This window comes from Sandaracinus amylolyticus, from assembly GCF_000737325.1.
In the GTDB taxonomy this organism is placed as follows: Bacteria; Myxococcota_A; Polyangia; order Polyangiales; family Sandaracinaceae; genus Sandaracinus; species Sandaracinus amylolyticus.
The window spans coordinates 7308774-7334791 of sequence record NZ_CP011125.1; the positions used below are offsets into that span (position 1 = coordinate 7308774).

A 26018-nucleotide genomic window follows, 5' to 3' on the forward strand; every position below is an offset into this window, starting at 1 on the left:
CCGGCGATGACTCAGTCGCCGATCGCGACGCCGAGCTTGTGACGCAGCGCGAGGTACTGCTCGCTCACCGAGTAGAGGTGCAGCTCGCGGAGGCGATCCTTCTGCGGCACCGCGCTCGACTCCTCGGGGCTCGCGCGCACCAGCGCGCTCGCGATCTCGAGATCGTTCGCGACGATGAAGCCGATGCGGTCCGCCGTGAGATCGACGGCCGCGGTCCAGCGCTTGAGGTCGAGCTCGGGCGCCGCGCTCAGCAGCTTCTGCACGAGGCTGCGCAGGGTCTCCTGCTGCGGCCCGCTCAGGTGCTTCTTGAACGCCCCCATGTGCTCCTCGACCGAGCTCGCGAGGTCACCCGGGATCGGGAACTGCGGCACCACGCTCTTGATCGCCGCGAGCAGCCACGCGCGCAGGCCCGAGCCCGTCGGCACGAGGTGACGGAGCACCATGCCGCCCTTGGTGAACGCGAGGTGGCGCGCCGCGACGAACGAGAGCGCCTGCGCGGGTCCACCCGCGCGCGCGCCCTTGCCGAGACCGACCGCGACCGGGCTCGCGAACACGAACGAGAGGCCGCCCGCGTCGTCGTCGCGGTAGTAGAGCTCGGGCAGCGCGATCCGAGTGACCTGCGACGCGTGGTGGAGCGAGCGCGCCATCTCCGCCGAGTCGCTCTTCGCGTCGCGCTTCTTCGACGCGTCGAGCCGGAACGCCGAGAGCGGCTGGCTGCGCACCGCGATCACCGCAGGCGCGATCGTCGTGAAGATGTCGGTGAGCAGCGGATCCTGATCGGGATGCATGACGAGCTTCGCCCATGCGTCCTCGCTCATCGGATCCTTCGCCGCGAGCGGCTTGCGCGAGCGGTGCTTCTTGAAGAACGCCTCCTCGTCGGGCTCCGCGTTCTTCAGCGCGGTGAGCGCCTGGCAGAGGCACCAGCTCTCGTCGGGTTTCTTGCCCTCGGTGTAGAGCTTCCGCAGCGCCTGGTAGCTCTCGATGCGATAGGGGCTCAGCGTCAGCAGCTGCTGGTGCACCGACACCGCCTTGCTGAACCAGCGCTTCGGCTCGGCCGCGTAGATCTCCGCGAGCTGCTCGGCGCGACGACGGTTCGTCGGCTCGAGCTTCTGCGCCTGATCGAACGCGTCGACCGCGTCGCTCGCGCGGTTGAGGCGGTGCTTCAGCAGCTCGCCGAGCGCGTCCCAGAGGTGCGCGAGCTCCTCGCGGCTCGGGCGCTTGCCCTCCCCGAGGCCCTCGAGCTTCTTGATGCGGTTGCGGTACGCGCTCTCGAGACGCGTCCAGTCGGTCTTCTCGGTGAGCGCCGAGACGAGCCCCTCGAACGCCTTCGCGAGCAGCGGCGAGTGCTCGAGCGCCTGCTCGTAGTAGTCCGCCGCCTCGTCGAGCCGCTTGAGCTCGAAGTGCGAGATCGCGGCCGCGGTGTTGTAGTACTTCGCGAGCTGCGCCGGGTCTTCGACGAGATCCGCGATGCGCAGGATGACCTCGACGAGCTTCCCCCAGTCCCTCGTCTCCGAGTAGACCGCCATCAGCTTCGTCAGCAGGTTGCGATCGTCGCCCTTGAGCTCGAGCGCCGCGACGTAGCTCTTGCCCGCGCGCTGCTTGTCGCCGAGCTTCTGCAGCAGCACGTCGCCGGTCTCGACGAGGAGCGCGAAGCGATCGTCGTCGCTCGCCGACTCCATGCGGCGGCGCAGCGTCTTGATCACCTTCTCCCAGTCGCCCTTCGTCGCGAAGAGCTGCTTGAGCGCGTCGAGCGGCTCGGCCGCGCCCGGCAGGTGCTGCGTCGCCTCCTCGAGCGCGCTCGCCGCCTCGTCGAGCTGCTCGCTTCGACGGAGCGCCTCGCCGAAGCGATAGAGCACGTTGCCGCGATCGGTGCCGACCAGATCCTTGCCGAACTTCGCGAGGATGTCGCGGTAGAGCTCCGCGGCCTCGTCCGCCTCGCCCGCGTCGAACGTCACCGCCGCGACGCGCTCGAGGACCTCGCGATCCTCCGGCGCGAACGCCTTCGCGTTGAGGTACGCGCGCTGCGCCTTGTCGAACTGCGAGAGCTTCCGGAACGCGTCGCCGCAGCGGACGCTCACGTCGCGCGCGACCTCCTTCGTCATCTCGCTCGTGCGCGCGAGCAGCGGCTCGTAGTGCTTCGCCGCCTCCTTGAAGTCGTTCGCGTCGAACGCGACGTCGCCGAGGCCGCGCGCGGCGGGCGTGCACGTCGCGTCGAGCTCGAGCGCCTTCTTGAACGCCTCGGTCGCCGCGGCCGGCTCCTTGAGACGATCACGACGCAGGAAGCCGAGGTCCGCGTAGAGCTTCGCCTGCGCGCTCGCGCCCGACGTGACCGCGATCTCGCGGAGCAGGATCTCCGCCGCGCCGTGCGCGTCGCCGCGCCCCGCGTAGATCGAGCGCAGCGCCGAGGCCGCCGCCGCGTTGTTCGAGTCGGCGTCGAGCGCGGACTTGTAGCGCGCGATCGCGCCGTCCTTGTCGCCCGAGTCCTCGAGGATGCGCGCCGCGCGCACGAAGAGCTCGGCCTTCTTCGCCGGCTCGCGCTCCGAGTCCGCGAGGCGCTCGACGGCCTCGAGCGCCGCGCGCACGTCGCCGGTCTGCGCGCGCAGGCGCGCGACGAAGTCGAGCGCTTCCGCGTGCTTGCTGTCGATCGCGAGCACGCGCTCCGCGACCGAGATCGCGCGATCGGGCGCGCCGACGTCGACCATCAGCACCTTGCTCGCCTGGAGCAGGAGGCCGATCTTGCGCGCGTCGTCCGCGCTGCCCTTCGCGTGGCGCTCGAGCGTCGCCGCGAGATCGTCGAAGCGGTGCAGCTGGCGATAGAGGCGCGCGAGCGCCGCGTTCGCGCCGTCGTGACCGGGCTCGATCGCGACGATCTGCTCGTACGTCTCCGCCGCCTTCGCGTGCTCGACGAACTCCTCTTCCTGGATGCTGCCGACGCGCTCGAGGATCGAGATCTTCTGGCGCGGCGTCGCGACAGCCTCGAGCTGCGCGCGCAGGTTCTCGAGGAGCTCCGCGAACCGGCCCTTCTGCGCGAGGATGCGCTCGAGGCCCTTGAGCGCGCCGAGGTGACGCGGCGCGATCGCGAGCGCCTTCTGGTAGCTCGTGATCGACTTCTCGCCGTCGGCGATCCGGTCCTCGTAGACCTCCGCGATCGCCGCGAGGGTCTCGGCCTTCTCCTCGCCGCGCTGGCTCTCGGCCTTCTTCTCCAGGAGCGCGACGAGCGCCGGCCAGTCCTTGCGCTCGCTGTACAGCGTCTCGAGCGCGTCGGTCGCCTTCGGGTGCGCGGGATCCGCCTCGAGCACCTTCTCGAAGATCTCCGCCGCGCGCGCGCCGTCGCCGAGTCGGCGATGCACGATCTCCGCGGCCTCCGCGAGGAAGTCGCGCGCCCGCGCCTGCGAGGTCGCGACCTCTGCGCGGCGCAGGAGGATCTGCGCGAGCTCCTGCCAGCTCTGCGCCTTGCGATAGAGCTCGACCGTTCCGTCGAGCGCCGCGTCGCTCGCGGGATCGAGCGCGAGCGCCTGGCCGAAGCACGGCAGCGCGAAGTCGGGGCGCCCGAGGCGCTCCGCGTACCAGCGGCCCATCAGCACGTAGAGCGCGATGCGCGCGTCGCGATCCTCGCTCGCCTGCACCGCCTCGTTGAGCGCCGTGAGCGCCTCGTTCCAGCGCTCGGTCGAGCCCGACGCGAGACGCTCGATCTCGCGCTGCGCGCGCTCGTCGCGCGGCTCGTCGGTGAGCGCCTGCACCCACGCGACGAACGCGTTGTCCGCGTCGCCGAGCTGCTTCTCGTACGTCTCCGCGATCTCGCGGAGGATCTGCGCGCGCTCCGAGGGGACCTCTTCGCGCTCGCTCTTCTCGAGCAGGAGCTCGACGAGCCCTTCGGCGTCGCCGGTCTGGCGCTTGAGCTCCTCGAGCGCGACGCGCGCGATCTCGTCCTCGGGATCGACCTCGAGGATCTTGCGGTACGCGACCTCGGCCGCCTTCGCGTCGCCGAGATCGGTCTCGTTCAGGCGCGCGACGCGGAAGAGCAGCGACTTCTTCGCCTCGACATCCTCGACCTTCGCGGCCGCCTCGGTGAAGACCTCCGCGGCCTTGCCCCACTCCTGCGCCGCGTCGACGAGCTGCTCGAGCTGCGCCGCGAGCGACTCGTCGGTCGGTGCGTCGAGCAGCGCGGCCTTCGCCTTCTCGAACGCGGCCTGATCGAGCTCTTCCTTCTTGCGCGCGGCCGGCGGGATCGACGCGCGGCCGATCGACTCGAGCGCCTCGCGAAGCTCCTGCGCGCTCTGGTAACGAGCCGCGGGATCCTTCGCGAGCGCCTTCAGCACGATCTCGTCGAGCTCACGCGCGACCCAGCCGCGCGGCGCGTGCGTCGAGGGCGCGGCGGGCTCGGCGGTGAGGTGCTGCGCGATCACGTCGATCGCGGTCTCGCCGGTGAACGGCGCGCGCCCCGTGAGCGCCTCGTAGAGCACGACGCCGAGCGCGTAGAGATCGCCGCTCGGCACCGCGCGGCCGAGGCGCGCCTGCTCGGGCGCGAACGTCTTCGGCGTGCCCGCGAGCGGCACGATGCCGCTGCGCTCCGCGCTCGTGATCGGCGGACGCGCGAACAAGCGATCCGCGCCCGGATCGACGAGCAGACCGCTCGGCTCGTTGCGCATCTTGTCCGACGCGCTCGGCCGAAGCATGAAGACGTTCTCGCTCTTCACGCCGCCGTGGGCCATGCCCTTCGCGTGCATCGCCTCGAGCGCCGCGAGCGCGCCGCGCACGATCGGGCGCGCCTCGTTGAAGTGCATCGGACCGGTGCGCGACAGGCGCGCCGCGAGCGACTGACCGTCGACGTGCTCGGTCGCGACCCACGGGCGACCATCCTCGAGCTCGCCCGTCGCGACGATGCGACCGATGCCGCGCTCGTCGATCCGCGCGACCGCGCGCGCCGCGGTCAGCCAGCGCTTCGCGGCGGCGCGATCCTTCGCGTACACCGCGCGCAGCACCTTGAGCGCGACCTTCTCGCCGTCGGCTCCGTCCTTGGCTGCAGCGCCGTTCGAGCCGGCGCCCTTCTCCGCGAGATAGACGACGCCGATGCCGCCCTCGCCGAGCTTCTTCTGGATCTTGAAGCCGCCGACCACCGTGCCGGCCGCGAGCTCCTCGCTGGGGGCGACGTAGAGGTCGAGCCCCTCCTTCATGCCCTTCTTGACCAGCACGATCGCGTCGGCGAGCGCGGGGAGCGCGTCGTCGGCGCTGCAGCGCTCCACCAGCGCGCGTGCGAACGCGCCCTTGCCGCTGGTCGCACCGACCTCGTCGGGCGCGATGCCCAGCAGGTCGCTGGAGAGCTGCTTCATGTCGTCGAGCTCGAACAGCCGCTCGAGCTCCCCACGGAGGATGTCGATCGTCGCGGTCATGGGGTCCTTCGGATTGGCCGAACGACAGCCGATCCGTGCGGAGATGGGGAGGAGGAAACGCAAACGCGGCGTACCGCGCACGCGCGGGGGGGCGCGGATCGTACACGGCTGGTCCAATTGGTCCAAGCCGCGCGAGCGAGATCACGCGTGCGTGTGCCGCGAAGAACGGGCAGGTGCGCGAGGGATCGAGGCGCTGCGCCACGCGCCAGCTCGGGCCCGCTCGCGGGTGTTGACCGAGCCGATGCCTCGTCCATACTCGCGGCCGCGTATGACCAAGGTCCGTTTCCTGCCGTCCGGCTACGAGTGCGACGTGAAGGTGGGCACTGCCCTCGTGGACACGTGTGACGAGCATCCCGAGGCCGAGGTGCCGTTCTCGTGTCGCTCCGCGAGCTGCGGAACGTGCCGCGTGCGCGTGAAGGAGGGCATGGCGCTCCTCAGCAAGCCGCAGGACGACGAGCTCGACGTGCTCGAGGTGTTCGGCGACGGCAAGGACGTGCGCCTCTGCTGCCAGATCAACGTGGTCGGCGAGGGGAAGATCACGCTCGAGGTCGTCGAGCCGGAGTGATCGCGGAGCGCGCGTTCGCGTATCGTGGCGCCGGGGGGCTCCGTGAACGCGCGCATCAAGTACTTCTTCGTCGGCTCGTACGTCGCGACATACGCCTTCGCGTTCGCCGGAGGCATCGCGGCCGCAGTGCTCGGCGAGATCGATCGCGACCTCGAGATCGTCGGCACGGTGATCCTGCTGCCCGCGCTCCCCGCGATGATCGGGTGGTTCGGGTGCGCGCTCTGGTGGGTCTACGACGCGTGGTCGAGCATCCCCGAGGAGCACCGCGAGGCGCCGCTCGTCGGGCGCGTGACGCCCGCGGTGGCGGTCGTGCTCTTCTTCGTGCCGTGCTTCAACGCGTTCCGGATCTTCGCGTGCAACATCGGCATCGCGAATTCGATCAACAGCGCGTCGCTCACGCGCGGGTCGCGCGAGCAGGTGCCGGTCGTGGTGCCGGTCCTCGCGGCGTGTCTGCACTTCGTGCCGTACTGCAACCTGCTGCTCGGGCCCGTCGCGTGGGCCGCGTTCATGTGGATGGCGGACAAGGCGCGCGCCGATCTCGGGCGCGTCGACGCCGACGCCATCGCGCAGGTGTTCTAGCGCCGTCGATCGCGCGCGGCCGCGCGCTCAGTCGTTGTCGATCTTGCCGCCGAGGATCGCGCGCTCGGCCGACGCGTCGAGCTTCGGCGGCGGCGACGACGACGTCGCGCCGCGCGCCATGCGCAGGTACATGTCGGCCGCCTTGTTGTCGGGGTCGACCTCGAGCGCGCTCTTCCAGCTCTCCATCGCGCGCTCGCCGTTGCCCATCGAGAGCAGCGTGACGCCGAGCGCGATGTACGCCGGCACGTAGCGCGGGCGCGCGTTGATCGCCTCTTCGAGCTCGAAGCGCGCGGCATCGAGATCGCCCGCCTGGCGATAGAGGTTCGCGAGCTTCACGCGCAGATCGGCGAACGTCGGGCAGAGCAGGATCGCCTTGCGCAGCTCGTGCATCGCGTCGGGCATCATGCCCGCGTCGGTGTAGGCCTGCGCGACCTCGGCGTGGAGGTTCGCGATCTTGCCCTTCACGAACGGGTCGAGCTGACCCGGCGAGTCCGCGCCGCGCGCGAGCGCCGCTTGGTAGATGCGCTTCGCCTCGTCGTAACGGCCGAGGTCGTTGTACGTGACCGCGAGGTTGAGCGCGGCCTCCGTGTAGTTCGGGTTGATCTGGAGCGCCTCTTCGAACGCTGCCTGTGCTTCCTCGAAGCGGCCGCGATCGTGGTGGATGACGCCCGTCATGTTGAGCACGTCCGCGAACTTCGCGGTCTCGCGCTCGAGCACCTGCCGGAGGTAGTGCTCCGCCTTGTCGAACTCGCGCTTCTCGTAGTGCTCGCGACCGAGGGCGAGGAGCTGTTTCGTGCGTTCGTCCATCGGATACCGCTCGAGGACCGAATCGTATCGAGGTGACGGGAACGCGTAAAGAACTCAGGGCTCTTCTTCGCGCTGCTGGTCCGCGATGTCCTCTTCGATCTCGTCGGCGGCGCGCTCGCGCTCCTCGCGCTGGATGTCCTCCTCGATCGCGCCCGAGGTCCGGCCGCGCTCGAGATCCGCGGCCTCGACGTCCGTTCCGCGCACCTCGATGCCCATCTCGCTCGTGTCCTCGAGCGAGTCGGTGCCCGGCGTGCCCGAGCCGCCGAGGCCGCTGCGATCGTCGCCCGTGACGTCGTCGATGTCGGTGCCCGGCTCGATGCCGCGGCCGCCCGAGGGACGACGCGGCTGGTCCTCGGGCTCGGGCGCGTCCACCGGATCCGTGCTGCCCATCGTGCGCAGGTAGTTGCGCGCCTGCACCGCGTAGCCGCTGCGCGGGAAGCGATCGACGAGCTCGCCGAACGCGAGGCGCGCGTCGCGCTGCTCGCGCATGTGCAGGTACGTGCGGCCCATCAGCAGCAGCGCCTCGGGCACCACGCCGCTGCCGTCGTACTCGGAGAGCAGCGTCTGGATGCGCGAGATGGTCGCGTGGGGCTGGTCGCGGTTCAGGTAGTACGACGCGACGTAGAGCTCGTGCCGCGCCAGCAGATCGAGCACCTGACGCTCGATGCGGCGCGCGTCCTCGACGTGCTCGCTCTCCGGGTAGTCGGCGAGGAAGCGACGCACGACGCGCAGCGCCGAGCGCGTCGCGGCCTGATCACGCTCCTCCGGCGGCGGAGAGAGAAAGAAGTCCGTGGGGATCTGCTGGAAGTACGCGCGCGCGATCGAGTAGTTCGCGGTGTCGATCTCGGCGTGCGTCGGGCGCTGGCGGATGAACGAGCGGTACGCGCGGATCGCCTCGGTGTAGTGCTGCTGGGAGAGCTCGCAGTCGGCGAGTCGCAGCTCGGCGAGCGCGGCATAGCGGGAGTACGGGTACTCGCGCCTCACGTTCTGGAGCAGCGGGGCGGCGGTGAGACAGTCGTTGTCCTCCACCGCGGCGAGCGCGCGCTCGTAGTCGCGACGGGCGCTCTCGCCGTAGCTGAGCGCGGCCCCCTGCTGCGATCCGCCGCATGCGGCGAGCGCGAGAACGAGAGCGACGGGGGCGTAGAGACGGAGGTCCGGCACGGCGCGCCGAGGCTAGATGAGCCCCGACACGTCGGCAACCAGCTGAGGCAGCTGGTCTCACCGCGCGCGCAGGGCGCCGTCGCTACCGCAGCTCGCGGAGCGCCTGCTCGACGCGCGCGCGATCGAGCTCGCCGCTGCCCGCGAGGGCGCGCTGGTAGTAGTCGCGGGCGCGCGTGGTGTCGCGACGGGCGCGCATCACGTCGCCGTAGAGCGCGAGCGCGGGCGCGTTGTTCGGGTGCTGCTGGAGCACGCGATCGAGGAAGCCGCTCGCGAGCACGTCGCGGTTCTGACGCATCGCGAGCTCGGCCGCGCGCACCAGGCCCGCGGGGTTGCGGGGATCGAGATCGGCCGCGTGGCGATACTGCTCGAACGCTTCCTCGTAGCGCTCGGTGCGCGCGAGCACGTCGCCGAGCGCGAGCGCGCTGCCGGGATCGTTCGCGACGAGCGCGAGCGCGCGGCGGATCTCCTGCTCCGCGCCCGCGAGATCGCCGCGCTGCACGAGCACACGACCGAGGCCCGAGTGCGCCGGCGCGTTGTCGGCGTGCGCGCTGATCGCCGCGCGGTACGCAGCCTCGGCCGCATCGACCTGGCCGGCGGCGAGCATCGCGTCGGCGGCGGCGACCTGCGCCTCGGGCCAGTCGGGGCGGCCCGCGACGGCGCGCGCGAGCAGCGTGCGGCCCTCGTCCGACGACGAGAGCAGCCGTCCGAGCTCGTACTGGATCTCGGGATCGCTCGCATCGAGCTCGAGCGCCCGGCGCATCGCGCGCACCGCGTCGTCGCGTCGCCCCGCGGCTGCGTACAGACGACCGAGCCCGAGGTGCGGCTCCGCCGACTGGGGGCGCGCCTGGATCGCGCGCTGGTACGCAGCCTCGGCGTCGCTCACCGCCGCGCGGCGGCGATGGGCCTCCGCGAGCGCGTAGAGCGCCTCGTAGCTCGTGGGCTCGGTCGCGAGCGCCGCCTCGAGCTGCTCGAACGCGCGCGCGCTGCGGTTCCACACCAGGTCCGCGCGCGCATTGCACACGCGGGTGAGCACTGCGTCCGCCTGCGCGCGCGTCAGCGCACGGCACGCACGCTCCGCCGCGCCGTGATCTTCGCGCGCGAACGCGACCCGCGCGACGTCGAAGAGCGCATCGAGCGAGCCCGGCGTCAGGCGCGCCGCGCGCGTGAGCTGGGCCTCGGCCTCGCGGTACCGACCGGCGCGCAGCAGCGCGATCCCCAGCGCGCGCTGGACCGCGTGATCGCGCGGCGCAGCGCGCGATTCGGTGCGCAGGCGCGCGAGCTCGGTCTCCTGCGCACGCACCGCCGGGGGCGGAGCGACGAGCCCGAGGGCGAGCGCGGCGATCAGGACGGCGACGACACGACGCATCGGCAGGCTTCCTTTCGTGCGGAGGACCGAGCCGTCTTAGTACCGCACTCGCGCCAGGCCGGGAACGTGGATGCTCACGCGCAGCGGTACGTCGCGGTACGCTCGCCTCGGTGCTCGAGGTCCTGGCGCGACCGATCCGCGTGGTGCGCTCGCGGCCCGGCCTCTTCGTGGGCGCGGTCGCGTCGTCGGTGCTGGGGCTCGCGCTTCCGTCGGCATGGGGCACGCCGACGCGCGTGCTGGTGGCGTGGGACGTGGGCGTCCTCGCGTACCTGCTCGTCGCGTACTCGATGATGGCGCGCTCCGACGCCGCGACGATGCGGCGGCGTGCGATCGAGCAGGACGTGGGCGCGTTCGTGATCCTCGTGCTGACCGTGCTCGCGTGCTTCGCGAGCGTGGGCGCGATCGTCGTGGAGCTCGCGGCCGACGACGCGCCGCGCGGCGTGCAGCTCGCGCTCGTCGCCGCGACGATCGTGCTGTCGTGGACGCTCGTGCACACGATGTTCGCCCTGCACTACGCGCACGAGTACGAGCTGGGCTGCGAGGATCGCCCCGAGATCCCCGGGCGGGTCGCGGGCGGCCTCGACTTCCAGAGCGACGAGCCGCCCGACTACGCCGACTTCGTGTACTTCGCGTTCGTGATCGGCGTCGCGGCGCAGACCGCGGACGTGGTGATCACGAGCAAGCGGCTGCGGCGCTACGCGGCGGCGCACGGGATCGTGTCGTTCTACTTCAACACGACCGTGCTCGCGCTCGCGATGAACCTCGTCGCCGGCCTGTTCTGATCGCGGGCGCGAGGGATGGAAGCGGCGCGCGCGCGGTACGATCGACGCGTGAGCCGCATCGGCGGGTGCATGCTGGTGTGCGTCGCGCTCTGCGCCGCGGTCGTGCGCGCCGATCACGAGGGCGCGGGCGAGGCCTCTCGCGCACCGGTCGCGCCCGAGCCGGAGGCGACACCGATCGCGCCGATCGCGCCCGAGCCCCAGCTCGAGCCCGAGCCCGAGCCGCGACGCGAGGCGCTCCGCTCGACCTTCACGATCACACCGCGCGACACGAGCTCGCTCGGCGTCGTCGCGCGCCGCGCCGGGCGGGTGCTGCTCGGCGATCGCGCGCTCACCATCGCGTCGCCGTGGGCGCGCGGCGCGAGCTGGTCGTCGACCGCGCTCGGATCGGGCGCGGTCTCGTCCTTCGCGGCGCCGCTGCGGGTGTTCCCGTCGGGCCAGATCGGGCCGTTCGCGGAGAACGCGTGGCCGGCCGGCGACGTGCTCGTCGCGAACGACGGAGCGGGCACGCTCCTCGTGCATCCCGACGGGCGCGTCGTGCGCGGCGACGCGCGCGGGCGCGCATCGACGCTCGGCGCCGCCGCGATCGGCACCGACGCGATCGTGTGGTGGCGCATCGACGCGACGCGGACCGAGGTCGAGCGGATCGATCGCACGACCGCGCGCTCGCTCTGGCGTCGTCCCGGCCCGACGTGGTCGTGGGACGCGCGCCTCGTGATCGGACGTGATCACGTCGCGCTCCTCGCCGATCGCGAGATCTCGGTGCTCGACGCGGCCACCGGCGCGACACGGGCGCGCTTCGCGCTCGCTGCGATGCGCCCCGGCCTCGGATGGCCTCACGCGTTCGCGCTCGCGAGCGGCTCGCTCGTCGTCGCCGCGACGGGAGGCGTCGTGGTGATCGACCTCGCGAGCGGAGCGCGCCGGACGATCCGGACCGGCGCGCCCGCCCTCCCGGCGATCGTCGCGGTCGACCCCGACGACGAGCGCGCGATCGTGATCGCGCAGGGCGCGGAGCTCTTCGAGCTCGATCTCGCGCGCGACGTGGTGCGATGGACGGTCCGCGCGCGCGAGGCGACCGCGCTGCGCGTGGTGCGCGCGCACGTCGTGCTCTGCGACGGCGACGGCGGCGCGACCGTGATCGAGCGCGCGACCGGTGCCGCGCGGCTGCGGGTCGGCGTCGGTGGCTGCGACGACGTGCGCGCGCGCGACGACGGGACCATCGCGATCGCGGGCTCACGCGAGACGTGGATCGTCGGTCCCGCCGCGCCGAGGCCCGCGGTCGACGTGGAGGGCGCGGTCGTGCTCGACGGCGCGCCGGCCGCGGCGCTGCCGGTGTTGATCGGCGCGCTCGGCGTCCCGCTCGACGGAGCCGACGGCTGCCCGCCGGTGCCCGAGTACGCGCGCTGCGTGATCACCGATCGCGCAGGGCGCTTCCGCGCGCGCATCCACGCGCTCGGGCTCCTGCCGATCACCGTCGACGTCGACGCCGCCGCGCGCCGCGCCGGGCGTCCGCGCGCGATCGGCGGCCACGCGGAGCTCGATCTCGACGCGCCCTCCCCCGTCCGGCTCGAGGTCGAGGGCGCCGATCACGAGCTCTGATCGTGCGGAAGATCCAGTCCCAGAGCGGCGTGCCGATGCCCCAGCGCGAGCCCGGCGCGAGGTGGTGGTGCTTCATGTGGTGCGCCTGCAGCGCGCGCATCACGCGGCTCGTCGGCCGACCGTGGTGCGCGACCCAGTGCACGCGCTCGTACGCGACGTAGCCCACCGTCGCGCCCGCCATCGCGGCCCACCACGCGTCGGGACCGAGCGCGAGCCGGAACAGGCCGTGGAAGAGCAGCGCGATCGACAGCAGCTGCACCGGCGTCGCCGCGATGCGCCGCGGATCTCGAGGCCACACGTGGTGGTGTCCGTGCGCCAGCAGCGTCGCGATGCGCAGCGTCTCGTTCTCCGCGCGTGCGTGGAAGAGGAAGCGGTGCATCAGGTACTCGACGAGCGACCACGCCGCCCATCCGACCACGACGAGCAGCGCGCCCCACCCTGCGCCGACCCCGCGCGACCACGCCTGCCACGCGCAGAGCGCGGCGAACGGCACACCGACGACGTACGGCGCGAGCGGGTGCGACCGCGTGAGCGCATCGAGCAGCCCGTTGCGATAGAGCGCGGGCCGCGCGTGCTCGTCCTTCGGGCGCAGCCCCGGCTCGCGCCACGGGAGCGCGGCGGCCTCGTTCGCCTCGTCGGTGAGATCGCTCGCGCGCACGCGACGACGATCCTAGGGTCACGAGGCGAAGAGCACGAGCCCGAACACGCCGCGCCGCGAGAACCCCAGCGACTCGTAGGCGCGCTGCGCCGCGACGTTCCCCTCGCCCGTGAACAGCACCGCGCGCGACGCGCCCTCGTCGCGCGCGATGCGCAGCGAGCCCGCGACCACCGCGCGCGCGTACCCTCGGCTGCGCAGCGCGACGGGGGTCCACACCCCGCCGACCTGCACCACGTCCGGCAGACGCGCGTTGAACGCGGAGTACGCCACGACCTCGCCCTCGTGCTCGAGCACGAACGCGTCGCCCTGCTGGTGCAGCCGCTCGATCTCGCTCCGCGCACGGCGCGCGAGCTCCGCGCCGCGCCTCACGCCGAGCAGCTCCGCGCTGTAGTCCTCGCGCCACGCGCTGCAGCGATCGACGTCGACGTCGCGCGTGCGGCGCGCGCGGACCGCGCCCGCGGCGAGCGCATCGGGCACGCGCAGCGACGCGAGCTCGAGCGCGTAGAGGTGCTCGCGCGAGTCGAGCGACGCCGGGCGCGCCGTCATCCCCAGCACCTCGCGCGCCTGCGACGTCTGCGCGTACGGCCCGGAGAAGCCCGCCACGTCGCTCCCCCGCGTCTCCGCGAGGACCGCGTGCACCACCTCGCGCAGCGCGATCGGCGCTTGCAGCAGCACCATGCCGTTCCACGCGTGCGCCGCGATCGCGACGACGCGTCCGCCGTCGTCGAGCGCCGCGGCCCACGTCCCCTGGAGCGGCGCGCCTTCGTCGACGAGCCCGGCCGCGCGCAGGTTCGCGCGCAGGAACATCGAAGACTCCGTGTGCGCCGCGAGGAACGCGTCGGCGCGCGCCTCATCACCCGGAGCGAGCAGGCGGACGTGTGTCACCCGCCCGTGATAGCGCGCTCGGCGCGCGACGCCGTGTACTAAGCTGCGCTCACGCATGCGCGCCGCGCTCACGACCGCGCTCTCTCTCGTGCTCTCGCTCGGTTGCACCGTGTCGGCGACGATCGGCGAGACCGACGGCGGAGGACGGCGCGGGCCCGACGGAGCGATCGAGCCAGGGTGCACGCGCGTCGCGTGCGGGCCGCGCACCTACGCCTGCGGCGATTGCATCGACCAGGACGGCGACGGCCGCGCCGACGCCGCGGATCCCGAGTGCATCGGCCCGTGCGACGACAGCGAGGAGATCCTCGGCCTCGCGATCCCCGGCGGCGACGGCGCGGGATGCTCGCTCGACTGCTACTTCGATGCGAACCAGGGCTCGGGCAACGACGGCTGCCACTGGGACCACCGCTGCGATCCGCTCGGGCCCGACCCTCGCGCGATGTGCATGCCGCGCGATCCGCCGCCCGCCGACGCGCGCTGCCCGGAGACGCAGAGCGACGTCTGCGGCGCGGCGTGCGGCGCGCTGACGCCGAACGGGTGCGACTGCTTCGGGTGCTGCAACCTGCCGGTCGGCGGGGATCGCTTCGTGTTCGTCGGGTCGATCGACGACGAGGGCGAGCCTTCGTGCGACGCGGCCGGGCTCGACGATCCCACGCGCTGCCGCCCGTGCACGCCGGTGCTCGACTGCTTCAACGAGTGCGAGACCTGCGAGCTGTGCGTCGGGCGGACGCGCCTGCCTTCGAGCTGCGCCGGCGGCGAGGACGGCGGCCCGCCGGTGCGCCGCTGCGCGCCCGGCGTGCAGACGTGCGGGCTGGCCGGCGAGCCCGGCTGTCCGGCGACGTACTACTGCGTGACCGGCTGCTGCGTGTACTTCGGCTGAGCGCAGCGCACGACGTGCGCGCTGCGCGCCGAGTCACTCGTCGGGATGGTTGCGCGCCCAGTACGAGATGAGCGCGTTGTCGTCGACGATGCGCGAGTGGTAGTGGCCCCAGACGTCGGTGACCATCACGCACGCGCCCTGGCTCAGGCGCGGCGTCAGGTAGATCGCGTAGTAGTCGGCGCCGCTTCCGTCGTCGACCGGGCCCAGGCGATCGAGCTTCTTGCCGGTGACCGGCGAGAGCAGCTCGAGGCGCGTGCCGAGCGGCAGATCGGTCATGCCGGTCTTGCGACGGTCGCCGTGGATCGGCGAGAGGTGGACGAGCCCCTCGCGGCCGTGCGCGCGCACCTTGAGCGTGACGGCCGCGTGGCCGTCGAACTCGACGTCGCCGACGCCGACCAGGCTCTCGCCGTCGGGCCCGAACGCCTGCGTGACCACGACGGTCACTCCGCCCGCGACCGGCACGAGGCTGTCGCGCGGCGCGTCGAGGTCGGCCTCGACCTTCAGGTTGTCCTCGTCGATGTGCTTCCGATCGACCATGTGATCCCTCAGCGCCGCCGCATACCACGCGTACCACCAGCGCGTCGACACCTCGCAGGTACGTCCGCGTCAGCGAGCGATGCGCGGGAAGAGCGGCGCACCTCGACGCACGTGGAGCCCCGGCGCGCCGAGCGCATCGGCGCCGAGCTGGTGCGCGATCGCGCGCGCCGTGGACGGCAAGAGCGGCGCGAGCGCGAGCGCGATCACGCGCAGCGCGTCGGCGAGATGGAAGAGCGTCGTCTCGAGCGCGGGCCGCGCGTCGGGATCCCGCGCGAGCGACCACGGCGCGCGGCGATCCGCGTAGGCGTTCGCCGCGAGCACCACGCGCGCGATCGCGCTCGCCGCCTCGTGCGGCGCGAAGCGATCCAGCGCGTCGTCGACGCGCGCCGCGAGCCCGTCGACCTCCACCCGCAGCGCGCGCTCGAGCTCCGTCTCCTCGTGCGCGCTCGGCACGCGTCCGCCCGCGCGCTCGATCAGCGACACCGTGCGCGCGAGCAGGTTGCCCAGCTGGTTCGCGAGCTCCGCGTCGTGCACCGCGACGAAGCGCTCGAGCGAGAAGTCGCCGTCGCGATCGACCGGCAGGTGGCGCAGGAGGAACCAGCGCACCGCGTCGGTGCCGTGGCGCGCGACCAGCTCGAACGGCGAGATCGCGGCCGCGCCCGACTTCGCGATCTTCCGGCCCTCGACCGTCACGTAGCCGTGCACGTAGAGGCGCGTCGGCCAGGGCTCGCGCGCCGCCGAGAGCAGCGCCGGCCAGAGCGCCGCGTGGAAGCGCAGGATGCCCTTGCCGAGCACGTGCACGCGCTCGCGCGCCTCGCGCCACGACGCGCCGAACGCCTCGTCGTCGTCTCCGTAGCCGATCGCCGACGCGTAGCTCGTGAGCGCGTCGAGCCACACCCAGATCACCTGCGCGTCCTTGGCCGACCCAGCGTCTCCGGGCACCGGGATCGCCCAGCCACGCGCGCGCCTCGCCGAGCGCGAGACGCTCACGTCGCGCAGCCCCGCGCGCAAGAGCGCGAGCACCTCGCGTCGATGCGCCTCGGGCTCGATGCGCAGCCGTCCTTCGTCGATCGCACGCGCGATCGTCTCGCCGTGCGCAGAGAGACGGAGGAACCAGTTCTCCTCCTCGACGCGCTCGAGCGCGCTCTGCGGGTGCTCGTCGCAGCGCTCCTCGCCCTCGTCGACGAAGCGCTCGCAGCCCGCGCAGTAGAGGCCGCGATAGGGCGCGCGGTAGAGCTCGCCGCGCTCGGCGAGCGCGCGCCACGAGCGCTCCACCGCCGCGCGATGGCGCGGCTCGCTGGTGCGCACGAACACGTCGGTCGAGAGATCGAGCGTCTCGCGCAGCGCGGCGAAGCGCGCGGCGTTCGCGCGCACGAGCTCCGCGACCGAGACGCCGGCGCGCTCGGCGGCGAGCACGTTCTTCAAGCTGTGCTCGTCGGAGCCGGTCACGAAGCGCACGTCGTGGCCGCGGGCGCGCGCGTGTCGCGCGATCACGTCGGCGAGGACGGCCTCGTAGGCGAAGCCGAGGTGCGGCTCGGCGTTGACGTAGGGGATGGCGGTCGAGACGTAGAACGGGATCGTCATGGCGGCGTGCTCCTCACGCCGGCCGCGCACGCTCACGAAGTCACGTCGTCACGCTCACCACGACGCCGCGCCTCGCGAGAGGGCGCGGCCGGGTCGTGCGTGATGCGGTGGAACGGATCAGGCAGTCGTCGGCGCGTGCGCCCCGCGGAAGCGGGGCATCGACATGAGCGCGCCGAGGATGGCCATGACGGTCAGTGTGCCCGCCGCGCGGCGCGGAGCAAGGACGGCGCGCGGCATCCCCGCTTGCGGACGCCCGCGAGTGTCCCCGACCCGTGGCGGGCGCCCTCGCACGTCCCCGATCGAGGCTCACGACGACCGACCGAGGTTGAGATCGGGCGCGCGAAACCACTGCGGATTCCCCGGCCGAGCGCCGATCCGCGCCCCGTGACGGCCCCGGACGCGTGGCGTCACCGCTCGTCGACTTCCGATCACGCCCCCGGACGCGTGTCCGCACCGTTCCTCGACTTCCGATCACGCCCCCCGACGCGTGTCCGCACCGTTCCTCGACTTCCGATCACGCCCCCGGACGCGCGTCCGCCCCCGTCATCCGCTCGTGATCGCGGCCCCCGCCACGCGTCAGCACCGTTCCTCGGATCGCGATCGCCCCGCCCGCCACGCGTCCGCACCGGTGATCGACTCACGATCGCCGGTCGCGCCACGTGTCCGGGCCCCCCACGGAATCGCGAGCGCCGGCCGCGCCACCCGGCCGCGCCACGCCTCGTCTTCGCGCCGCCCGGCACGCCGCGCAGCGCGCCGCGCCCGCGCAGTCCCCGAGCGGGCCCCGCGCCGGGTCGCGCCCCGGCCCCGGCCCCCGCTCAGTCTTCGATCAGGTTGTCGATCTGCGCCTTCACCTTCGCGAAGCGACGCAGGTAGTCGGTGTGCTCGGCGCGGAACGCCTGGATCAGCCGGCGCTCCTGGGCTTTCGTGGCGAGCTCGCCGGTGATCTTCTTCACCGCCGCGACGAGCTGCTCGGGCTTCGCGAACGGGCGGATCACTCCGTCGACCTGACCGCGCTCGATCCGGTCGATGTGACCCTCGGCGCCCATGCGGTGGTAGAGCAGACCGAGCAGCTCGCTGCGCTCCGCCTGCAGCGTCTTGATCACCATCGAGCCGCGCAGGTCCGGGAGCTCGGCGTTGGCGACGATGATGTCGATGCGCTCGCGCGAGCCGCGATCGAGCGCCGCGCCGCCGCTGTTGTCGGCGAGGATCTCCCAGCTCTCCTTCGTGACCAGCGGGGCGAGCGCGTTGAGGAAGTCGCCGTCGCCGTCGACGAAGAGCACCTTCGGGCGCATCGGCGGCGCGGCCATCGACACGTCCGCGTAGGTGCGGCGCGCGAGCTCGAGGATCACCTTGAACGACTCGTTCAGCACGGTGCGCACGTCGCGGTGCAGCTCGCCGCCCTCGTCGCGCGCCTTGTAGCGGGCGACGCCGGTCTCGACCGCGGCGCGCATGTGCTCGACCTGGTCGGGCGCCTTCACGATCACGTCCTGCACGCCGAGGCGCATCGCGGCGACGGCGCCCTCGAACGAGCGGCGGCTCGTCAGCAGCATCACCGCGGTCTGTCGCGAGCGCTCGCGCACGAAGCGCACGAGCTCGAGCCCGCCGCCCTGGGTGTCGACGTCGAGGTCGATCAGCGCGGCGGGGAAGAACTTGTTGGTGACGTAGTCGCGCGCCTCGGGCCCGGTGCGCGCGGCCGTGCACACGAAGCCCTTCTGATCGAAGAAGCGACGGAGCCCCTCGCGATCGCGATCCACCGAGTCGACGATCAGCAGCTCCTCACCCGCCATCCGCGCTCTCCTCGAACGAGAGTGTCGTCGGGATGCGCGGAAGAGAGAAGAGAGAAGCGAACGCCCGATCCGGCCGAACGGACAGGCCGGAGCGGTCAGCGCGAGAAGGGCATCTGCATGGGCAGCTCGTCGACGCCCTCGGGCGGACGCGGCAGCCGCCAGTCCTCGACCTGACGCTGCAGGCACGCAGCGAGCGCGTCGCGGCCGGTGGTGTTGCGCTCGATCTGCGCGCCCGTGACCTCGCCCGAGCCCTGGATCGTGAAGCCGATGACGACGGTGCCGCGCACCGCCTGCTGATCGACGCGCGACTCGTGGTCGAAGCACATCTGCGCGCGGCGGATGTAGTACTCGCGGATGTAGCGCCGCACGTGCGCCGCGTAGGCGTCCATCAGCACGTCCTCTTCTTCGCCCTCGGGCACGCCGCCCGCGCGCTCCCAGTCGACGGTGCCGGTCGAGGTGCCACCGCCGGTCGGGGCGCCGGAGCCGCCGGTGGTGGTGCCGGGATCGACGGGGGTGGTCGCGCCGCCGCCCGTCGAGGCGCCGCCGCCCGTCGAGGCGCCGCCGCCCGTCGAGGCGCCGCCGCCCGTCGAGGCGCCGCCGCCGTCGAGGCGCCGCCGCCCGTCGAGGCGCCGCCCGTCGAGGCGCCGCCCGTCGAGGCGCTGCCGCCGGTCGAGGCACCGCCGCCCGTCGAGGCGCCGCCGCCCGTCGAGGCACCGCCGCCCGTCGAGGAACCGCCGCCGGTCGACGGGCTCCCGCGCGGCCGCGTCGCGCCGCCGGTTCGCTTGGTGACGCGCGGCGTGCCGGGCACGAAGTCGATGTCCTCGGGGAGCTCTTCGCCCGCCGGGACGGGATCGCCGATCTCGATCGGCGCCTCGTCCTCGGGCGTGCCCTCGCCGGGCGCCTCGGCCGCGGGCGGTGCGTCGCCGGGACGCATCATCACGAACATCCCGCCCGCGCCGAGCCCGAACAGCGCGAGCCCCGCCGCGATGAGGATCCCCCAGGTGCGACGCCCCGAGCGCACGCCGATCGCCTCGAGCGAGACCCGCGAGCCGCTCATGGTGCTCGCGCCCGTGCTCGTGCCCGACGAGGTGGTCCCGCTGCTCGTGGGAGCGCCGCCCGCCGCGCCGATCGGTCCGCCCGGCTCGCCCGGCGCCGCGATCCGCGCTCCGCACATGTTGCAGAAGCGCGAGTCGTCCGTGTTGCGGGCACCGCACGACTGACAGAAGACCATCGACGCCATTCGTTCCTCGCGCGCGAGCCTATCAGAGCGCTCGTGCTCCGACGGCCGCGCGCGCCTGCACGTCGGCGCAGCGCGCTCGCTCTCGACCGATCCGGAGCCTACAGTCGCGGCCCGTGCACCGCGCGCTTCCATCGCTGATCGCCCTCGCCTGTCTCCTCGCGCCCGCGATCGCGCGCGCCGACGAGGGCGACACGGTGTACGGCCGCCTCTCCGGCGACCTCGTGCTGAGCGCGGGCATCGGCGGCGGCATGGTCGTGAACGATCGCGTCGGCCCGGAGATCACCGGCACGACGACGATCGAGCTGCGCGCGCGCCTGCTCGACAGCGGCGGCCTCGTGATCGCGCCCGAGTGGCGGCCCGAGGGCGACGATCGCGTGATCGTCGGCGTCGACGTGCGCCCGCTCTTCCTGCTGCGGTTCCTCATGAACATGCAGTCGGGCGACGCGTGGCTCGATCTCTTCGTGGACTCGATCGGCATCGACCTCGGCGTCGCGATCGGTCCGTTCGACGACGACGTCGGGGTCGCGACCGCGCTCGGGCTCGGCGTCGACGTGCCGCTCTTCCTGCCCGACGGAGTCCTCGGCGGCGTGTTCTTCCGCGTGGCGACGCGCTGGGTCGGCGCGCTCTCGACGGATCAGCTCGCGCCGACGGGGGGCACCAACGACCTCGTCGTGCTCGGCGTGCTGACGGTGCGCGGCGTCGCGGACCTCGGGCTCGGCGGGTGGGCGCCGCCGACGTATCGCGTGCGCGAGCAGTGACGACGCTCACCGGCGCGCGGGAGGCGGCGTCGGACGGGATATGGCGTAGCGGGAGCGATTCCTCTACCGTCGTCGGGCACTTCTTCCTTCTGCTCTGCGGAGACGAATCATGTCCTCCACGCGCCTCGCCCTCCTCTCGACGCTCGCGATCGCGGTGCTCGCGCTCTCCGCGTGCGGCCGCTCCACGCTGCGCACCGGACCGGTCGACGGCTTCGACGCAGGACCACAGGTCGATGGCGACGTGCCTCCGCCCGACGCGCCGGGGAGCGACGCGCCGGCGGCGCGCTGCGGCGACGGACGCTGCAACCCGAGCGAGACGTGCGAGTCGTGCGCGGTCGACTGCGGCGCGTGCGGCGGATGCGGCGACGGGATGTGCACGGACGGCGAGGACTGCACGATCTGCCCGAGCGACTGCGGCGTCTGCGAGACCTGCGACGACGGCACGTGCGATCCGACCGAGAGCTGTCGCAGCTGCCCCGAGGACTGCGGCGCGTGCGCGACGTGCGGCGACGGGACGTGCAACGACGGCGAGAGCTGCTTCTCCTGCCCCGGCGACTGCGGCGCGTGCGCGCGCTGCGGCGACGGGACGTGCGGCACCGGCGAGACGTGCTCGTCGTGCGCGGTCGACTGCGGCCGCTGCGACACCTGCGGCAACGGCATGTGCGACGGCGGCGAGACGTGCGCGACGTGCGCGACCGACTGCGGTCGCTGCGTGCGCTGCGGCGACCGGATGTGCTCGAGCACCGAGACGTGCAGCTCGTGCCCCGAGGACTGCGGGCGCTGCGAGACGTGCGGCAACGGCACGTGCAACACGGCGACCGAGGACTGCAGCACGTGCCCGATGGACTGCGGCGTGTGCAGCACGTGCGGGGATCGTCGCTGCGACGCGGCGCGCGGCGAGACGTGCGGATCGTGCCCCGAGGACTGCGGCGCGTGCTCGCGCTGCGGCCCGGGCACGGCGGGCGCGGGCTTCTGCGAGCCGCCCGACGAGGACTGCTTCTCGTGCCCCGCGGACTGCGGCGAGTGCGATCCGTGCGGCGACGGAACGTGCGACGCGGCGGCGGGCGAGACGTGCTTCACGTGCGCCGAGGACTGCGGTCGCTGCATGGGCTGCGGCGATGGTCGCTGCAGCGGCACCGAGAGCTGCTCGAGCTGCGCGGCGGACTGCGGCTCGTGCGCGTTCTGCGGGAACATGCGCTGCGAGAGCTCGCGCTCCGAGACGTGCGTGAACTGCCCGAGCGACTGCGGCATGTGCGAGCTCAACTCGTGCAGCGAGAGCTTCATGTGCGTGCTCGGCTGCTTCGAGTTCGGCGGCGGCGGCATCCCGGACTTCAACCTCTCGTGCATCTTCGCGTGCGGCGCGCAGACGTGCCCGAGCGCGCAGGTCTTCCTCGACGAGGCGGTCAACTGCGCGATCAACGCGTTCGTCGGCGGTGACTGCCGCGACATCTCGTGCGTGACCCGCGAGTGCCGCGGGCCGATCACGCGCTGCATCACGCACACGGGCTGCTGACGCGCGGCGACGCGCGCGGCGGGGCTCAGTCGCTCACGCCGCGCGCGGTGAAGCGCAGGCTCCCGTCGATCTGGCGCATCACCGAGAGCATCACGTCGAGCGGGACGAGCTCGTCGACGACGAACGTCCCCGAGACGCGCCCGCCGCGACGCGCGAGCACGAGCGCCGTCGCCGCGATCGCGACGCCGCCCGCGTCGAACCCGTCGTCGAACGAGAGCATCGCGACGTGCTCGCGCTCGTCGCGACGGGCCCGCGCGACCAGCCCGACGCGCGTGACCACGGAGCGCAGCAGCACGCGCCGCAGGAAGCGGAAGTACACGCGGAAGAGCGCGCCGAACACGCGGCTGCGCACGAGCGAGAGCGGCAGCGCGAGGAACGCACGGCGCAGCCACGCGGGCGCCGGCGCCATGTACATCGCGACGTCCCTCGCGCCCGTGCTCGCGTGCACCATCACCGGCTCGGCGAACGCGACGTGGACCGTCGCGCGCTCGCCCTCGACGAACGGCATCGCCGGTCCCGGTGCGATCGGCGGTGCGTCGACGCGCGCCCCGGCGCGCACGACGCGCGTCGGGGTCGCGACGGCGTCCGCCATCAGATCGATCGTGCCGCCGCCCGCGCCGGAGAACGGCGAGCTCGACACCCCGAGCTCGATCGACCTCGCGCCGCCGACCGCGCGCGACGCGTGCGCGGCGAGCGCGTTGCTGATCCCGGTGAAGATCCCCGCGCCCAGCACCAGCGCGCCCTGCGCGTCGCGCCCGCGGAACGTGTCGAGCAAACGCTCCACGACGACACGATCCGAGCTCGCCTCGAGCAGCACGTGGCCGCGCGTCAGGCAGAACGCGGCGAGCGCATCGGGTGGCGCGAGGTGCGAGCTCGAGGCGTTCACCACCACGTCGGCGCCGTCCAGCGCGGCGAACGTCTCGGGCCGATGCAGGTCGACGACGAGATCCCCGTGTCGCCCGGCGCACACGACCTCCACGCCCGGCGCGCCCCGCAGCGCGCGCACCGCGCGCGAGCCGAGGAACCCGCGCCCACCGATCACGACGATCCGCATCGGGAGCGATCTAGGTCCCATCCCCGGGAATCGACGAGCCGTGCTCCGACGTACGCTGGACGTGCGCACGCGGCTCGTCGTCCTCGCCCTCCTCGTCGCGGCTGCGCCGGCCCACGCGCAGATGCCGGTCGTCGCCGCGGATCGCGTGCAGATCGGCGACGTCGTGCTCCCCGGCTATCCGCCGCCGCGTCGCGACGGATCGGTGGGGACCGGCGCGCGCCACCGCCCGGCGCGCCTCACCCACGCGGTGATCGATCCCTCGGGCACGCTCGTCGCGACCGCCGGCGCGTGCTTCGGGACGAGCGGGGTCACGGTGCCGGTCACGCCGTCGTGCGCGCCCGAATTCGTGCGCGTGCATCGCGTCGCCGACGGATCGCTGGTGCGCGCCCTCGCGATCCCGTGGCCGGTCATCGCGGACGAGACGTCGGTGCTCGCGATGAGCTTCGATGCCGACGCGCGCCGCGTCGCGGTGCTCACGCGCGTCCGCTGGTCCGACTGCTCGGCGCTGGGCGCCGAGCTGCACCTCGCGGTGCTGCGCATCGACGACGGCGCGCTGCTCGAGGCGCGAACGCTCTCGCGCCATGGCGCCGGGGGCGCGCACTCGATCACGCTGCGCGGCGACGAGGTCGCGATCACGACGCGCTGGGGCGCGCGATCGCGCGCGCGCACGATCAGTCTTCGAGCGCGGTGAGGTCGGTGCCTTCTTCGAGCCGCAGCCACATCGCGGTCTGATCGCCCTCGTAGATCAGCTTCGCGCCCTGGTAGAAGCGCAGGTCGTAGCGCGCGAGCACGCGCTTGGCGCCGCGGCGCACGAGCTTCGCGACGCACTCGAGCTCCATCGGCTCGCCCGGCGACGCGAGCGCGCGGAAGCGCGCGTTGTGGATGCGCCCGCCGTAGCCGATCCATCCGTCGGCGTGGCGCAGCCCGAGCACGTAGTAGGCGTGGGCGAAGCCGACCATGCCCGTCATGTGCACCATGAGCCCACCGCTCACGTGGCGCGGATGACGCACCGGGTGCGCGCGCTGCTCGCGCGTCAGCGGCAGCTCGTCGTGCGTGGGCATGCGCGCACGCACCATGCTCGCCGCGGGATCGACGGCGAGGATCGCATCGATGAGGAGCCCGCCCGGGCCATACGGACAGTCGGCGACGAACTCGGGATCGACGGGTCTCGGGAATTCCACGGCGCGCGAGGTTGCCGCGTGGAGATGCCTCGCGCCAGTCGCGCACACATCGACGCGCGAGTTGCGGTAAGGTCGATTCCGCGATGGCCGAGCCCCTCCCCTCCACCACGAAGAAGAGCGCGAGCGACGACGACGACGCGAGCCTCGCGACGCCCGCGGCCGCTTCGACCGCGGCGAGCAGCAAGGCGCAGACGCCGCTGCAGATCGCGCTGCGCGTGATGATCGGGTTCGGCGGTCTCGCGCTGCTCGTGGGCTTCTTCCTGCCGTGGTACCGCGAGAACGGGGCCGGCGACGCGGCGGGCCAGATGGTCGAGCACAGCGGGCTCACCCTCGCGACGAGCACCGACACGCTCGTCGGCACGCCCGCGCCGCTGCTCTTCCTCGTGCCGGCGCTCGGCATCGCGCTCACGGCGGTCGCGTTCATGGGCTTCCGCTGGTCCGCGCAGGTCGCGGTCGGCATCGCCGTCGGGCTGATCGGGTACTCGCTCTACGTGCTGCTGCAGATGTTCGTGCAGCACACCGCGCTCGGTCTGTGGATCGTCGCGGCGAGCGTGTTCCTCGTGCTGCTGCTCGGCGTCGTCGCGTGGATGACGGGGCGCGAGCCGCGCAAGAAGGACGAGCCCGCAGCGGACACCGAGCCCGCCGGGCCCTGAGGGCCCGGTCACGAGCAGGTCGGGCTCCGAGCGCCGCTGCATCCCCGCGGCCGTCGTTGCTCGTCGTCGAAATGCCAGCGGCATTCCTCCTCCTCGCGCCTCGACCGCGGGGCGCATCGGTGCTCTCGCCGATCGACTCGCTCGTGACCGAGCCCTAGAACTGCGCCCACCTCATGGGCCTGTTCGACGTCCACGCACACCTCACGCACCCCGAGCTCGCACCGCGCGTCGACGACGTGATCGCGAACGCGCGCGCCGCGGGCGTCACGACGATCGTCTCGAACGGGCTCAACCCGACCGACAACGAGGCGGTGCGCGCCCTCGCCGCGCGCTTCCCCGGGGGCGGAGGAGCGCCGATCGTGAAGCCCGCGTTCGGGTTCTATCCGGTCGACACCGTGCTCCGCGAGATGGAGGCGATGGGCGTCGACTATCCGCGCGACGTGCCGCCGGTGAGCGCGGAGGAAGGCGTCGCGTGGGTGCGCGATCACGCGCGCGAGGCGTTCGCGATCGGCGAGATCGGGCTCGACGGATACTGGGTGCCCGAGGCGCTGTGGGACGCGCAGGAGAAGGTCTTCCGGGCGCTCGTCGCGATCGCGCTCGAGCACGACAAGCCGATCATCATCCACACCCGCAAGCGCGAGCGGCGCGCGCTCGAGATCCTCGACGAGATGGGCGCGAAGCGCGTCGACTGGCACTGCTTCGGCGGGCGCGTGAAGCTCGCGCGCGAGATCGCGGATCGCGGCCACTGGCTCTCGATCCCCGCGAACGCGCGACGCAACGAGGCGTTCACGCGCATGCTCGAGACGCTGCCGCGCGACAAGGTGCTGCTCGAGACCGACTGTCCCTACCTCGCGCCCGAGCCGGGACAGCGCAGCGAGCCTGCGCACGTCGCGGGCACCGCGGCGTTCGCGGCCGAGCTCTGGAAGTGCAGCGAGGACGAGGTGCGCGCGCGGATGAGCGACAATTTCGCGGCGCTCTTCGGCGCAGCACCGTGACGCGATCGTGACCGTCGGCAGCGGGCGCGTCGCGTGACGGGCCCTGG

Annotated in this window: 22 protein-coding genes; 9 read left to right on the forward strand and 13 right to left on the reverse strand. The window is 72.9% G+C overall.

Going from position 1 to position 26018, the window contains the following annotated elements; genetic code table 11:
- Positions 1-11: 11 nt before the first annotated feature.
- Positions 12-5390, reverse strand: a complete 5379-nt coding sequence (locus DB32_RS30895; RefSeq protein ID WP_053236239.1) for a protein kinase domain-containing protein — start codon at positions 5388-5390, stop codon at positions 12-14.
- Positions 5391-5658: 268 nt separating this feature from the next.
- Between DB32_RS30895 and DB32_RS48655 the strand changes: the two genes are divergently transcribed.
- Together DB32_RS48655 and DB32_RS30905 are read left to right on the forward strand one after the other, a co-directional pair.
- Entirely contained in the window at positions 5659-5955 is a 297-nt protein-coding gene (locus DB32_RS48655; protein ID WP_053236240.1) for a 2Fe-2S iron-sulfur cluster-binding protein, read from the forward strand.
- Positions 5956-5997: 42 nt separating this feature from the next.
- The gene (locus DB32_RS30905; RefSeq protein WP_157069591.1) at positions 5998-6534 is read left to right on the forward strand and encodes a hypothetical protein; all 537 of its coding nucleotides are present in this window, start codon (positions 5998-6000) and stop codon (positions 6532-6534) included.
- Positions 6535-6561: 27 nt separating this feature from the next.
- Here the strand turns inward: DB32_RS30905 and DB32_RS30910 are convergent, their stop codons facing one another.
- The 3 genes from DB32_RS30910 to DB32_RS30920 form a co-directional block, all read right to left on the reverse strand.
- Complete coding sequence (locus DB32_RS30910; protein ID WP_053236242.1) at positions 6562-7341, reverse strand: tetratricopeptide repeat protein; 780 nt, start codon at positions 7339-7341, stop codon at positions 6562-6564.
- Between the two features lie 54 nt (positions 7342-7395).
- Positions 7396-8502, reverse strand: coding sequence for an outer membrane protein assembly factor BamD (locus DB32_RS30915; protein ID WP_053236243.1), 1107 nt, complete (start codon positions 8500-8502; stop codon positions 7396-7398).
- An 82-nt stretch (positions 8503-8584) separates the two neighbouring features.
- Positions 8585-9868, reverse strand: coding sequence for a tetratricopeptide repeat protein (locus DB32_RS30920; protein ID WP_053236244.1), 1284 nt, complete (start codon positions 9866-9868; stop codon positions 8585-8587).
- A gap of 110 nt (positions 9869-9978) precedes the next feature.
- Between DB32_RS30920 and DB32_RS30925 the strand changes: the two genes are divergently transcribed.
- A complete protein-coding gene (locus DB32_RS30925) occupies positions 9979-10650 on the forward strand; it encodes a DUF1345 domain-containing protein (RefSeq protein WP_053236245.1) in 672 nt (223 codons plus the stop codon).
- Between the two features lie 1465 nt (positions 10651-12115).
- Here the strand turns inward: DB32_RS30925 and DB32_RS44570 are convergent.
- Positions 12116-12904, reverse strand: a complete 789-nt coding sequence (locus tag DB32_RS44570; RefSeq protein ID WP_075097671.1) for a sterol desaturase family protein — start codon at positions 12902-12904, stop codon at positions 12116-12118.
- Positions 12905-12922: 18 nt separating this feature from the next.
- Positions 12923-13789, reverse strand: a complete 867-nt coding sequence (locus DB32_RS30935) for a GNAT family N-acetyltransferase (RefSeq protein WP_053236247.1) — start codon at positions 13787-13789, stop codon at positions 12923-12925.
- 55 nt (positions 13790-13844) lie between these two features.
- Here DB32_RS30935 and DB32_RS30940 point away from each other — a divergent pair, with 55 nt between their 5' ends.
- Positions 13845-14669 carry a hypothetical protein gene (locus DB32_RS30940; RefSeq protein WP_053236248.1) on the forward strand — a complete coding sequence of 275 codons (825 nt, stop codon included), beginning with the start codon at positions 13845-13847 and terminating at the stop codon, positions 14667-14669.
- Between the two features lie 33 nt (positions 14670-14702).
- Here the strand turns inward: DB32_RS30940 and DB32_RS30945 are convergent, their stop codons facing one another.
- The 5 genes from DB32_RS30945 to DB32_RS30965 all read right to left on the reverse strand — a co-directional run bounded on the left by DB32_RS30945 (position 14703) and on the right by DB32_RS30965 (position 19817).
- Positions 14703-15257 carry a hypothetical protein gene (locus tag DB32_RS30945; protein ID WP_053236249.1) on the reverse strand — a complete coding sequence of 185 codons (555 nt, stop codon included), beginning with the start codon at positions 15255-15257 and terminating at the stop codon, positions 14703-14705.
- Between the two features lie 18 nt (positions 15258-15275).
- Positions 15276-16790 (reverse strand): methionine--tRNA ligase, encoded by a 1515-nt coding sequence (locus DB32_RS30950; protein ID WP_053236250.1) that lies wholly within the window; start codon positions 16788-16790, stop codon positions 15276-15278.
- An 815-nt stretch (positions 16791-17605) separates the two neighbouring features.
- A complete protein-coding gene (locus DB32_RS30955) occupies positions 17606-18577 on the reverse strand; it encodes a response regulator (protein WP_053236251.1) in 972 nt (323 codons plus the stop codon).
- 95 nt (positions 18578-18672) lie between these two features.
- Positions 18673-18966 carry a TonB family protein gene (locus DB32_RS30960; protein ID WP_157069592.1) on the reverse strand — a complete coding sequence of 98 codons (294 nt, stop codon included), beginning with the start codon at positions 18964-18966 and terminating at the stop codon, positions 18673-18675.
- Entirely contained in the window at positions 18966-19817 is an 852-nt protein-coding gene (locus DB32_RS30965; protein ID WP_075097672.1) for a zinc-ribbon domain-containing protein, read from the reverse strand. Before DB32_RS30965 ends, DB32_RS30960 begins: the two co-directional genes overlap by 1 nt.
- 113 nt (positions 19818-19930) lie before the next feature.
- On the opposite strand from DB32_RS30965, the gene DB32_RS30970 reads away from it, so the two are divergent.
- Positions 19931-20575 (forward strand): hypothetical protein, encoded by a 645-nt coding sequence (locus DB32_RS30970; RefSeq protein ID WP_053236254.1) that lies wholly within the window; start codon positions 19931-19933, stop codon positions 20573-20575.
- 109 nt (positions 20576-20684) lie between these two features.
- The gene (locus tag DB32_RS30975) at positions 20685-22088 is read left to right on the forward strand and encodes a hypothetical protein (RefSeq protein ID WP_053236255.1); all 1404 of its coding nucleotides are present in this window, start codon (positions 20685-20687) and stop codon (positions 22086-22088) included.
- A 25-nt stretch (positions 22089-22113) separates the two neighbouring features.
- On the opposite strand, the gene DB32_RS30980 is transcribed toward DB32_RS30975, so the two are convergent.
- Entirely contained in the window at positions 22114-23142 is a 1029-nt protein-coding gene (locus tag DB32_RS30980) for a saccharopine dehydrogenase family protein (RefSeq protein ID WP_053236256.1), read from the reverse strand.
- Positions 23143-23182: 40 nt separating this feature from the next.
- On the opposite strand from DB32_RS30980, the gene DB32_RS30985 reads away from it, so the two are divergent.
- Positions 23183-23833: a hypothetical protein gene (locus DB32_RS30985; RefSeq protein ID WP_053236257.1), complete on the forward strand. Its 651-nt coding sequence runs from the start codon at positions 23183-23185 to the stop codon at positions 23831-23833.
- Here DB32_RS30985 and DB32_RS30990 read toward each other — a convergent pair.
- The gene (locus DB32_RS30990; protein WP_053236258.1) at positions 23814-24323 is read right to left on the reverse strand and encodes a hypothetical protein; all 510 of its coding nucleotides are present in this window, start codon (positions 24321-24323) and stop codon (positions 23814-23816) included. The two genes, DB32_RS30985 and DB32_RS30990, sit on opposite strands and share 20 nt — an antisense overlap.
- Positions 24324-24406: 83 nt before the next feature.
- Here DB32_RS30990 and DB32_RS30995 point away from each other — a divergent pair, with 83 nt between their 5' ends.
- A complete protein-coding gene (locus DB32_RS30995) occupies positions 24407-24976 on the forward strand; it encodes a hypothetical protein (RefSeq protein ID WP_053236259.1) in 570 nt (189 codons plus the stop codon).
- A 173-nt stretch (positions 24977-25149) separates the two neighbouring features.
- A complete protein-coding gene (locus DB32_RS31000; protein ID WP_053236260.1) occupies positions 25150-25971 on the forward strand; it encodes a TatD family hydrolase in 822 nt (273 codons plus the stop codon).
- Positions 25972-26018 lie beyond the last annotated feature (47 nt).